At 72.8% G+C, this 10,108-nt stretch carries 14 protein-coding genes; 8 read left to right on the top strand and 6 right to left on the bottom strand.

The features are described from left to right. The first annotated feature begins 16 nt into the window (after positions 1 to 16). The gene (locus FB454_RS26970; protein ID WP_145823756.1) at positions 17 to 1,384 is read left to right on the top strand and encodes a pyridoxal-dependent decarboxylase; all 1,368 of its coding nucleotides are present in this window, start codon (positions 17 to 19) and stop codon (positions 1,382 to 1,384) included. Between the two features lie 6 nt (positions 1,385 to 1,390). Here the strand turns inward: FB454_RS26970 and FB454_RS26975 are convergent, their stop codons facing one another. The 5 genes from FB454_RS26975 to FB454_RS26995 are packed head-to-tail and all read right to left on the bottom strand — an operon-like array spanning position 1,391 to position 3,984. Continuing rightward, a complete protein-coding gene (locus tag FB454_RS26975) occupies positions 1,391 to 1,804 on the bottom strand; it encodes a hypothetical protein (RefSeq protein ID WP_145823757.1) in 414 nt (137 codons plus the stop codon). Between the two features lie 2 nt (positions 1,805 to 1,806). Next, positions 1,807 to 2,292 carry an EndoU domain-containing protein gene (locus FB454_RS26980; RefSeq protein ID WP_030502361.1) on the bottom strand — a complete coding sequence of 162 codons (486 nt, stop codon included), beginning with the start codon at positions 2,290 to 2,292 and terminating at the stop codon, positions 1,807 to 1,809. After that, positions 2,285 to 2,779 (bottom strand): WXG100-like domain-containing protein, encoded by a 495-nt coding sequence (locus tag FB454_RS26985; protein WP_120569992.1) that lies wholly within the window; start codon positions 2,777 to 2,779, stop codon positions 2,285 to 2,287. The genes FB454_RS26980 and FB454_RS26985 overlap by 8 nt, the downstream gene beginning before the upstream one ends. 1 nt (position 2,780) lies before the next feature. Further along, positions 2,781 to 3,107: a hypothetical protein gene (locus tag FB454_RS26990; RefSeq protein ID WP_120569993.1), complete on the bottom strand. Its 327-nt coding sequence runs from the start codon at positions 3,105 to 3,107 to the stop codon at positions 2,781 to 2,783. Positions 3,108 to 3,126: 19 nt separating this feature from the next. Beyond that, positions 3,127 to 3,984: a hypothetical protein gene (locus FB454_RS26995; protein WP_145823758.1), complete on the bottom strand. Its 858-nt coding sequence runs from the start codon at positions 3,982 to 3,984 to the stop codon at positions 3,127 to 3,129. Between the two features lie 164 nt (positions 3,985 to 4,148). On the opposite strand from FB454_RS26995, the gene FB454_RS27000 reads away from it, so the two are divergent. Genes FB454_RS27000 through FB454_RS27015 form a run of 4 tightly spaced genes read left to right on the top strand, consistent with a single transcriptional unit; the run spans position 4,149 to position 6,281 of the window. Further along, positions 4,149 to 4,550 carry a YbaB/EbfC family nucleoid-associated protein gene (locus tag FB454_RS27000; RefSeq protein WP_145823759.1) on the top strand — a complete coding sequence of 134 codons (402 nt, stop codon included), beginning with the start codon at positions 4,149 to 4,151 and terminating at the stop codon, positions 4,548 to 4,550. After that, the gene (locus tag FB454_RS27005) at positions 4,537 to 4,857 is read left to right on the top strand and encodes a type VII secretion target (protein WP_091327972.1); all 321 of its coding nucleotides are present in this window, start codon (positions 4,537 to 4,539) and stop codon (positions 4,855 to 4,857) included. The genes FB454_RS27000 and FB454_RS27005 overlap by 14 nt, the downstream gene beginning before the upstream one ends. Then, positions 4,854 to 5,993, top strand: coding sequence for a WXG100 family type VII secretion target (locus FB454_RS27010; RefSeq protein ID WP_486485466.1), 1,140 nt, complete (start codon positions 4,854 to 4,856; stop codon positions 5,991 to 5,993). The genes FB454_RS27005 and FB454_RS27010 overlap by 4 nt, the downstream gene beginning before the upstream one ends. Before the next feature lie 3 nt (positions 5,994 to 5,996). After that, positions 5,997 to 6,281, top strand: a complete 285-nt coding sequence (locus tag FB454_RS27015; protein ID WP_145823760.1) for a hypothetical protein — start codon at positions 5,997 to 5,999, stop codon at positions 6,279 to 6,281. A 10-nt stretch (positions 6,282 to 6,291) separates the two neighbouring features. Here the strand turns inward: FB454_RS27015 and FB454_RS27020 are convergent, their stop codons facing one another. Further along, complete coding sequence (locus tag FB454_RS27020) at positions 6,292 to 7,098, bottom strand: class I SAM-dependent methyltransferase (RefSeq protein WP_145823761.1); 807 nt, start codon at positions 7,096 to 7,098, stop codon at positions 6,292 to 6,294. Positions 7,099 to 7,298: 200 nt separating this feature from the next. Here FB454_RS27020 and FB454_RS27025 point away from each other — a divergent pair, with 200 nt between their 5' ends. Genes FB454_RS27025 through FB454_RS27035 form a run of 3 tightly spaced genes read left to right on the top strand, consistent with a single transcriptional unit; the run spans position 7,299 to position 9,945 of the window. Then, positions 7,299 to 8,135 (top strand): CPBP family intramembrane glutamic endopeptidase, encoded by an 837-nt coding sequence (locus FB454_RS27025; protein WP_145823762.1) that lies wholly within the window; start codon positions 7,299 to 7,301, stop codon positions 8,133 to 8,135. Then, positions 8,135 to 9,289, top strand: a complete 1,155-nt coding sequence (locus tag FB454_RS27030) for a histidine kinase (protein ID WP_145823763.1) — start codon at positions 8,135 to 8,137, stop codon at positions 9,287 to 9,289. Before FB454_RS27025 ends, FB454_RS27030 begins: the two co-directional genes overlap by 1 nt. Beyond that, positions 9,286 to 9,945 (top strand): response regulator transcription factor, encoded by a 660-nt coding sequence (locus FB454_RS27035; protein WP_145823764.1) that lies wholly within the window; start codon positions 9,286 to 9,288, stop codon positions 9,943 to 9,945. The genes FB454_RS27030 and FB454_RS27035 overlap by 4 nt, the downstream gene beginning before the upstream one ends. The last annotated feature ends 163 nt before the right edge of the window (positions 9,946 to 10,108 follow it).

Here is a 10,108-nt window from a genome sequence, read left to right on the forward strand (position 1 = left end):
CGGCTAGGGTGCGGCGATGGACGAGCTGAGGCACCTGTTCCGGCGCGCCGCCGACCACGCGGCCGACTACCGGCTGTCGCTGCCGGAGCGGCCGGTCGGCGTACCCGTGGACCAGGCCGTGCTGAACGAGGCGTTCGCCGGCCCGCTGCCGGACGCGCCCACGCCGCCCGAGCGGGTCCTCGCGGAGCTGGTGGCCGCCGCCGAACCGGGACTCGTGGCCACCGCCGGGCCGCGCTACTTCGGCTTCGTCGTCGGCGGCGCCTCCCCGGCCGCGACCGCCGCCGACATGCTGGCCGCCGGATGGGACCAGATCGCGTTCAACGCGGTCACCTCCCCCGCCGCGGTGGCCGCCGAGACGGCCGCCGGGACCTGGCTCAAGGAGTTGCTCGGCATCCCGGCGACCGCGTCGACCGGTTTCGTCACCGGCGGCCAGGCCGCCAACACCGCAGGGCTCGCCGCCGCCCGCCACCAGGTGCTCGCCGACGCCGGCTGGGACGTGGAACGACGCGGCCTGCCCGGCGCGCCGGCGGTCCGCGTGTTCGCGGGCGCCGAACGGCACGCCACCATCGACAGGTCGCTGCGCCTGCTCGGCCTCGGCACCGACGCGCTGCACCCGGTGTCCACCGGCCCGCAGGGCGCGATCGACCCGGACGCGCTGGCGGCGGCGCTGCGCGACGCCGGTCCCGGCCCGAGCATCGTGTGCCTTCAGGCTGGCAACGTGAACACCGGTGCGTGCGACGACCTGCGCCGCGCCTGCGACCTCGTCCACCGGCACGGCGGGTGGGCGCACGTGGACGGCGCGTTCGGGCTGTGGGCGGCCGCCAGTCCGGCCACCCGGCACCTGGTGGACGGGCTGGAGACGGCCGACTCGTGGGCCTGCGACGGCCACAAGTGGCTGAACCTGCCGTACGACACGGCGTTCGCGTTCTGCGCCCGGCCCGACGTGCACGCGGCGGCCATGTCGTACGCGGCCGCGTACCTCGTGGGTTCCGGCGGTGCGCCCGCGGGCGCGGACCTGACCGCGGAGTCCTCGCGCCGCGCCCGTGGGTTCGCGGTCTGGGCGGGCCTGCGGGAGCTGGGCCGCGACGGCGTCGCCGCGCTGGTCGAGCGGTGTTGTGCGCTGGCCCGGCGGTTCGCCGACGGGCTGACCGCGGCCGGGTTCGAGGTGGTGAACGACGTCGTGCTCAACCAGGTGCTGGTCGGGTTCGGCGACGACGCGCGCACCGACCGGGTTGTGGCCGCCGTGCAGGCCGACGGGACGTGCTGGGCGGGCGGGACGACGTGGCGGGGACGGCGGCTGATGCGGATCTCGGTGTCGAACGCGACCACGACGGAGGCCGACGTGGACCGGTCCGTGGCGGCGATCGCCCGGCTGGCCCGCTGAGCGGCGTCAGCCGGCCAGACGCAGCAGGTGCCGCCCGGGGAAAGGGCCGCCGTGCTCCCGCTCCCAGGTGGCGAGGTGACGCTTCTTCTCCTCCGGCGAGGGCGCGAGGAAGTCGAAGTAGGCGAGGATGACCGTGCGGGCCTCGTCGACCGTGTACGACGCCCCCGACGGCACCGGTCCGAGGCTGTCCACGCTGACGCCGGTCGGCGTGCAGCGCACCACCGCGGAGTTGCCCTCGTACTCCTCGTAGTCCGAGCGCCCGGACATCACGTCGTCGATGCACTGCAGCAGCTCGAGGCAGTCCGGGGCGTAGGTCTGGATGTCGCTGACGAGCTGGGAGGCGAACGGGCGGAAATGCGCGTCACCGCTGGTCATGGTGGGCGCGTCGTTCTGATTGCGCCCGAACTGGATGTCACCCACAGCTAGCGTCCCCCCACCGGCCAAGCCGAGTACCACGTCGTGCCACCGGGATTGTAGAAGCCCTCGACGAGCAGCCCGTTGGCCCTCCCCTGCCATTTGTTCGGGTCGTCCGGGTGCGGGCCGCCGGACCGGAACGCGCCCTCGATCGTCTCGTCGACCCGCTGCGGCGTCCAGTTGTCCGGGAAGAAGGTGCTCGAACCGCGCTTCTGGCGCCAGACCCCGCCGTCGTCCTGCACGTCGACGCGGGCGCGGTACGTGCCGTCGGCGTGCCGTTCGAGGATCATCTCGCGGCCGTCCGCGTCGACGCGGACCCGGGCACCCGGCGGGTTCTCCCCCATGAACCGGTGGTGGAAGCCGGTACCCCGGGGCGGATTGGCGTTGGTGTTCACGTGACCGCGGAAGATGTGCGCGTAGCGGCGGTGCCGCATCCGGGCCCGGAGCCACTTCTCGACCGGCGTGAAGAGACCGGCCTTTCCCCGCTTACCCACCGAGCACCGCTTCGGTGGCCATGTTCAGCAACTGGTCGATGAGGACACCGGTGATGAGCTTGAAGATCGGGATCTCCAGCAGTGAGGCACCGAAGGTGACCACCGCCGTGGCGACCGCCTGCGCGATCTGGATGGCCAGGAGCGTCAGCTGCACGATCACGTTGATCTTCAACGCCAGGACGATCCCGGCGCACACCATGAGCCCGGTTCCGATGAGCGCCGCCGCGGAGGCCCCGTCGTCCAGGTTGGTCTTCGCCGAGTCGGCGGCCTGCCAGCTCGTCTGGAAACGTTCGATGGCGTCGTCGCGGTTCTGGGTCCACATCTGCTGCGCCGACCGGTCGGCGTCGGCCACCGGAGCACGGAGCCGGTCCGGGAAGGCCAGCCACGCCTGGCCCATCTCCAGCAGCTTCGTCTCGTCGGCCTCGGGCCAGGTGTAGCCGAGCATGCCGAGCAGTGACACCAGCTCTCCGGGCAGGGTCATTCCCATGTCAGCCGAGCACCTCACGGAAGCGGCCGAGACTCTCGGTGATCATGCGTTCGGTCTCCTGGTAGTTGAGGCCCATCACCCGGCTCAGCTTCCCGATGTCCTCGATCTCGACGAGGTTCGCGTCGTAGCTCTCCAGCGCCAGGTCGCGGATCGTCTCGTACACCATCCCGATGAGCGAGCCGAGGTCGTCGTTGCCCCACGGGGTGCCGAAGGCCGCCAGCTCGGCGTCGAACGCGGACAGCGCGGCGCGCAGACGCTGCGCGGAGGCGACGATGTCGTCACCCGCCCCGATGATCGATTCGGGATCGATCTCGATCTCGCGAGCCATCAGCGCTCCTCTCCGTCGGTCATCGTCCCGGTTCCCGGATGGTCTGCATCACGCCGGTCAGCGCGCCGGTGAGCGCGGACATCTGGCGGACGCTCGCCTCCTGAAGGTCGCGCAGCCGCGCGTCGAGCGCGGCCGAGCCGATCCCCTGCGGCGCCGCCGCCGGGGGGATCTGCTCCAACGCGCGGTTGACCGCGAGCACCACCGACTCGCCGAGCTCCGCCGAGGTGAGCCGGCGGGGCGGGCGGGTGACCTCCAGGCGGGTCAGCCGGGCCGTGCCGTCGACCTCCGCGCGCACGGTCCCGGCGTCATCGGACCCGCTCCACCGCTCGTCCCCGCCGTCCTCGGGCGGCGTGCCGCCGGTCGCGGCGCCCAGCACGTCCATGACCTGGTGCAGGAGGTCCGCCGGCCCGTTCGCCGGGAGATCCCCGCCGAGCCCGGTGGCCGGACCGGCCTTGGCGACAGCGTCGGCGATCGCGCCGTGGAGACGGCGCATCGCCGACTCGCTCTCGGCGAGGACGGCCCCGAGGCTTCCGGCCAGCGCGGGCAGGTCGGGTGCCGGCTCGCTGCTCGCCAGGCTGCTGCGGGACGCGGTCAGCGCGTCGTTCACCGCCTGCTCGACCAGGCGGCCCAACTCGTCCTCGGACAGCCGCATCAACGGCGCCGCCAGCTCGACGGCGCGCAGCCTCCCGTCCTCCGCCGTCACCTCGACCTGGCCGTCGGCGGCCCGGCCGTGCGCCTCGGCGGTCACCCCGCCGGTGGTGTGGCCGTCGGTGGTCACGCCACCGGCGGGGTGCGCGCCGGCGCGCAGGGCCGCCAGCTCCTCGCGGTAGCCGGAGACGCGCAGCGCGTAGTCGTCGGCCGCGGCGTCCTGCGTCATCCCGTTGCCTCCCCGTCACGGTCAACCAGACCCTAGCAACGCCCGGCACGCGGAGATGTCCCTCCACAGGGGAGCGCGCTCATCGCCGTGCCGTCACGGGGCCCACACGAAGCGCTACCGGTTGCTACCGTGTCGGGCACCGTTGTCCTCTGGGGAGGGTCGTCATGTGGGCGGACGAGGCCGCGCTGGACGCGGCGGCACGACGGCTCGACGAGTGGGAGTCGTCGCTGACCGACCGGGCGGCACGCGCCCGTGACCTCTCCGCCCGCACACAGGCGCTGACCGGCACCGCCCGCAGCGCCGACGGGCTGGTCGAGGTCACCGTCGACGCGTCCGGGCTGCTCACCGGCCTGCGACTCGACGAGCGCGTCCGGCAGCACTCCGCCGCACACACCGCCCGCCAGATTCTCGCCGTCACAGGGGACGCCCGCACCGACCTGCTGCGACGGCTCACCGAGGCCACCACCGAGACACTCGGCGCGGAGGACCCGGCCGCGCGGGCGATCATCGAATCCCACCAGCGGCGGCTCGCCCCCGACCCGGGCACGCCGGATGCCGCCCGGTGACGGTCTCCAGGTCGACCCGGACGACCTGACCGCGCACGCCGCCCACCTCGTCCGCTGCGCCGACGGCATCGACACCGCCCGGCAGGCCGGCCAGCACGTCCGGCTGAGCGCCGACGCGTACGGGCAGCTCTGCGCGATCATGCCGGTCCTGCTCGACGGCCTCCAACGGACGCTCACCGACGGCATCGGCACCGCCGCCACCTCCGTCCGTGACACCGCCGAGAAGGTGCGCGTCAGTGCCGAGCGCTACCGCGCCTCCGACACGCACGCCGCCGACCTGCTCGACCGGGTACGGCAGCGGCGGTGACCACGAACCCGCTGGTCGCCGCCGCGGCGGACTCCGGACCGAGTCCCTGGGCCGGCGTGTGGATCTGCGAGGACATCGAACTCATCGCCCAGGGCGTCCGCACCGGCAGCTGGATCGACAGCAGCCTGGGCGTCGTCAGCGCCGGCCTCGACGCGCTCGCCCTCGTGTCCGACCCCGCCGGGATCCTCCTCCAGTACGGCATCGCCTGGCTCATCGAGCACGTCAAGCCGCTCAGCGAGGCCCTCGACTGGCTCGCCGGCGACCCCGCCGAGATCACCGCGCACGCCCAGACCTGGCGCAACGTCGCCGCGTCGCTGCGCGACGACGCCGCCGAGCTGGCCCACGCCGTACGCACCGAGGTCACCGGCTGGACCGGCGCCGCCGCCACCGGCTACCGCCGCTGGGCAGCCGAGCAGCAGCAGGCCGTCACCGGGCTGGCGCAGGGCGCCGAGGTGATGGCAGCGATCACCGAGGGTGCCGCCGGCCTGGTCGCGGCCGTGCGGCTGCTGGTCCGCGACGCCATCGCCGCCTGCGTGTCCCGGCTGATCGTGTACGCGGCCGAACTGGTCGCCACGGCAGGGCTGGCGACGCCGCTGGTGATCGAGCAGGTGACGACGACCGTGGCGTCGTGGGCGGCGCGGATCGGGCGGTTGCTGCGGGGGTTGCTGGCGAGTCTGCGGCGGCTGATGCCGGAGATGCGCCGACTCGGCGACCTGATCGGAAAGCTCCGGGACGCGCTGCGCCGCTTGCGAACGGCCGAGCCCGAAGCGGGAGACCTGAACCGGGTACGCGGCAAGGGACGCGGACCCCGCATGCCGATGACCATGGAGTCGGTGCAGCAGATCGCGGCGAAGTACGGCATCGAGGTCTCCGACATCCGGTTCGTGATCGACAAGGGAAGGTCGGGGATTCACGGAGTGACCAGGGCTGACCAGTCGGTCATGCTCTGCCGGAACGCCTTCCACAGCGAGGAGGACCTCGCCCGTACGCTCGCGCATGAGCGGTTCCACGTCGAGGAACTCCGCGCAGGACGTCCGTATCCCCGAAACCGTGACGAGGCGATCGCGTTCGAGGATCGTGCCTATGCTCACGAGGACCAGTGGTGGGGAAACCACCCGGTCAGACCGGAGGACTAGCTGGTGGCTTCATTCGACGAGTGGCTCGACGCGTACGAGGTCGTCTACCGCGCCCTGCCCGCCGAGTCCGACCACCGGTGCCCGAACTGCGGTCACCGGACCCTGCGGATGGTGTTCACCGGGCCCCCGGGCACCGGGTACGGCTACGTCTCGTTCTGGTGCGACACCTGTCTGGAGGGCATCCACGTCTCCCGGGCTCCGGTTCCCGCCGGGGTGACGGCCCTCTCCACTGCCGCACCGCTCGAAGAACGCACCAAAGGCATCCCCAACTACCGCTTGGTGACGTAGCTGTCGCTGGTCAGCCTGAACCCACGCCCGGGCCGGCGATCCCGTGCTGCAACCGGACAATGACCCGCTCGGTCACCACGTCCGCTCCGCCGAGGGCGTCGCGCACGTCGGTGGCGAACGCAGCGCGCTGCCGCGAGGACGGCAGGTGTTCGGCGGACATGGCGGAGAAGACGCCGCCGACCATGTCGTCGACGGTGAGCGGCGCGTCGTACCGCACCGATGTCTCCTCGTACCGATAACCGGCACCCACGAGCGCCTCCCGGTTGCGCCGACGCCCGGCCTCGTCGGTCTGGCATCTTCCGGTCACCGGGTGGCCGAGCATCCGTTCCAGGCAGCCGCACAGTGCGGCCGACCATTCGGTGTCCTGCATCCACAGCGGTTCGCCGTTGGTGACGACGGCGATGCCACCTCCTGGGCGCAACAACGGCCGGGCCGCCGCGAACAGGGCGTCGCGGTCCATGAAGTGAATGGCGACGGCGACGGTCAGCGCACCGACCGTCCGCCCGCCCAGAAGCCGGGACAGCGCGGGCACGTCACCATCGCTGCCGAGCACCCAGGTGGCGTTGGCGGTCCCCCGGTCCACTGCGGTTCGCCGGGCGATCGCCAGCATGTCCGGCTCGGGATCCATGCCGATGACCGCGCCCACCCGGTCGGCGAGCGGAATGCTCAACTGACCGGTGCCGCAGCCGAGGTCGACCACCGTGTCGTCGGCACCGAGCTGGAAGGCTGCCGCCAGGGCGTCGAGCACCTCGGGCGGATAGCCGCGCCGATGCCGTGCGTAGTAGGTCGCCACCTCACCGCCGAAGCCCGTCGCCATGCCGGCAGCCTGCCCGCTGCGACCGTCCCGAGGCCAGCCGTTCTGCTCAGGGCACGCTCCGACACGCCCAACGCCGCGCTCGTCCCCCGTGCGAGCTACCCGTAAGTGTCCACCGCACGGTGACGATTCCCTGCCTGCGAATCCATAGCGTTCCAGGTGAACCGCGGCGCCCCGGCCGCGGACCTTCCGAAGGAATCGTCATGCGTGTGGTGAAGCAGTTCTTGGCCGTCGTCGCGGTCGGTCTCGTCGGCAGCCGGGCGGTCGTCGCGGCACAGGACAACGCCGGGCTCAGCCTGATCCTCGGCGTCGCGACCGCCGCGGCCGCGATTCTGGTGTACGGGTGGGTGGTGCGCCGTACCGAAGGTCGCGAGGTCACGGAGCTGGCCCGGCACGGCGCTGCCGCCCGGCTCAACCGCGGGGTGCTGATCGGGTTCGCCATGTTCGCGGCGGTCATCGTCAACATCGCCCTCATGGGCGGCTACCACGTACACGGCCTCGGCTCGGTGTCCGGCGCGGTGGGCATGGTCGGGTTCATGGCCGCCGCGGCGGTGACCGAGGAGCTGATGTTCCGTGGCCTGCTGTTCCGCCTGGCCGAGGAGCGGCTCGGTACGTGGCTCTCGCTGCTGCTGACCGGCGTACTGTTCGGCCTGATGCACCTGCTGAACCCGGACGCCAGCCTGTGGGGCGCCACCGCCATCGCGATCGAGGCCGGGTTCATGCTGGCGGCCTGCTACGCCGCGACCCGCAACCTGTGGGTGCCGATCGGCCTGCACTTCGGCTGGAACTTCGCCGCCGGCGGCGTCTTCGGCGTCGTCGTCTCCGGCAACGGCGAGTCGGCGGGGCTGCTGGACGCCACCACGTCGGGTTCGACGCTGCTCAGCGGCGGCGACTTCGGGCCGGAGGGCAGCCTCTACACGGTGGCGGCCGGGGCGGCGCTGACTGTGATCTTCCTCTGGCTGGCCCACCGCCGAGGCCACGTCGTGCGGCGCCGCCGCCGCGCGGTCGAGGCCCCGGCGGAGAGCGTTACGGTCTCCTGATGATCACCCGACGGATGTTCCCGGACTCGTGGCGGCACTGGCCCGTCACGGTCCGGGATCTCCCGCTCGCGCTGGTGATCGCGCTCGCATCAGTGACCCCACCGCTGCGTGGCATCGGAACGCAGCTCGGCGACCTGCCCGCCCGGCCGTTCGACGCGCTGACCGTGGTGGTGATCGCGCTGGAGTGCCTTCCGCTGGCGCTGCGCCGCAGCCGGCCGGCGCTGTCCCTCGCCCTGGTGTCCCTCGGCTTCGCGCTCGACCAGGTACGCGCGTACCACACCTTCGCGGGCGCCGCGCTCGCCGTCGCGCTGGTGAGCGCGGGCGCCCACCTGGACCGGGGCCGCCGTACGACGGTGCTCGCCGGCTCCCTCGCGTACGTCGGACTGGCCGTCGCCCTGGACCGGCAGGGATCGACCGAAGGCGTGGTCGGCTTCACCACGTTCTACCTGCTGCTGGCGCTCGCCTGGGGCACCGGGTCATGGCTGCGGCAGAGCCGCGCCGCCGAGGCCGAGCGCCGCCGCCACGTCGCCGAGACCGCCCGCGCCGCCGAACGCGCCCGCATCGCCGGTGAACTGCACGACGTGGTGACCCACCACGTGACGGCGATGGTGGTGCAGGCCGAGGCGGCCCGCTACCTGACCGCCGCGCCCGACCGCCTCGACGCCGCCCTGACCGCCGTCACCGACACCGGCCGCCGCGCCATCGGCGACCTGCGGGTGCTGCTCGACGTGCTCAACCCCGACCACGGTACGGAGGCACGCACCCCGCCCGTCGGCGAGCTGCACGCCCTGGTGGAGCAGACCCGCCAGGCCGGGCAGCCGGTGGAGTTCACGCAGGAGGGCAGCCCGGCGGAGGTGACCGGCGGCGCGGAGGTGGCCGCGTACCGGGTGGTGCAGGAGGCGCTGACGAACGCGCTCAAGTACGCCCACGGCCGTCCCACCGCCGTCCACGTACACCATGGCGACCGGGAGATCACTGTGGAGATCAGCACGGACGGTCCCGGCACACGCGCCGCGGGTCCGGGCGGAAGCGGACGCGGCCTGGCCGGGCTGCGCGAGCGTGTCACGCTGCTCGGCGGCGAGTTCGACGCCGGGCGCCGGGCGGGCGACGGCTTCGTCGTCCGGGCGCGCATCCCCACCGGGAGCGCGTCGTGACCGCGCCGATCCGGGTGCTCGTCTGCGACGACCAGGCCCTGATCCGTACCGGATTCGCCACCATCATCGGCGCGCAGCCGAACATGGAGGCGGTGGGTGAGTGCGGGGACGGCCGCGCCGCGGTCGACCTCGCCGGCCGCCTGCGGCCCGACGTGGTGGTGATGGACGTCCGCATGCCGGTGCTCGACGGCATCGAGGCGACCCGCCTGCTGGCCGGCGCGGGCGTCGCCCACCCGGTCAAGGTGCTGGTGGTGACGACGTTCAACCTCGACGAGTACGTCTACGAGGCGCTGCGCGCCGGCGCGAGCGGGTTCCTGCTCAAGGACGCCCCACCGGCGCAGCTGCTGCACGGCATCCGCACCGTCGCCTCCGGCGCCGCGCTGCTGGCGCCCGAGGTGACGCGGCAGCTCGTCGGCCGGTACGCCGCGCGGATCCGCCCGGCCGAGGGCACGCCTGCGGATGTCGGGCTGACGCCGCGTGAGCTGGAGGTGCTGCGGCTGATCGCCGACGGGCTGTCGAACAGCGAGATCGCGGCGCGGCTGGTGATCAGCCAGGAGACGGTGAAGACGTACGTGTCGCGGATCCTCACGAAGCTGGACCTGCGGGACCGGGTGCAGGCGGTGGTGTACGCGTACCGCACCGGCCTGGTCACCTGATTCGCGGGCCGCGGACGCGGTCAGCTCAGTAGCGATCGCGGCCGTGCCGCACAGTGCCGCTGGTCTAGTACTCCAGCCGCACTTCCGTTGACCGTGTTTGCGCAGCTAGGACCGCAGATGCGGATCAGGCGTCAGAGTACACGATCGTCCACCGTAGACTGCC

This window comes from Micromonospora sp. CNZ297 (assembly GCF_007827625.1).

Coding starts and splice junctions, on each gene's coding strand:
- FB454_RS26970 (WP_145823756.1), top strand. CDS start 17: ATGGACGAGCTGAGGCACCTGTTCCGGCGCGCCGCCGACCACGCGGCC.
- FB454_RS26990 (WP_120569993.1), bottom strand. CDS start 3,107: ATGGCTCGCGAGATCGAGATCGATCCCGAATCGATCATCGGGGCGGGT.
- FB454_RS27025 (WP_145823762.1), top strand. CDS start 7,299: ATGCGTGTGGTGAAGCAGTTCTTGGCCGTCGTCGCGGTCGGTCTCGTC.
- FB454_RS26985 (WP_120569992.1), bottom strand. CDS start 2,779: ATGGGAATGACCCTGCCCGGAGAGCTGGTGTCACTGCTCGGCATGCTC.
- FB454_RS26995 (WP_145823758.1), bottom strand. CDS start 3,984: ATGACGCAGGACGCCGCGGCCGACGACTACGCGCTGCGCGTCTCCGGC.
- FB454_RS27030 (WP_145823763.1), top strand. CDS start 8,135: ATGATCACCCGACGGATGTTCCCGGACTCGTGGCGGCACTGGCCCGTC.
- FB454_RS27000 (WP_145823759.1), top strand. CDS start 4,149: ATGTGGGCGGACGAGGCCGCGCTGGACGCGGCGGCACGACGGCTCGAC.
- FB454_RS27005 (WP_091327972.1), top strand. CDS start 4,537: ATGCCGCCCGGTGACGGTCTCCAGGTCGACCCGGACGACCTGACCGCG.
- FB454_RS27020 (WP_145823761.1), bottom strand. CDS start 7,098: ATGGCGACGGGCTTCGGCGGTGAGGTGGCGACCTACTACGCACGGCAT.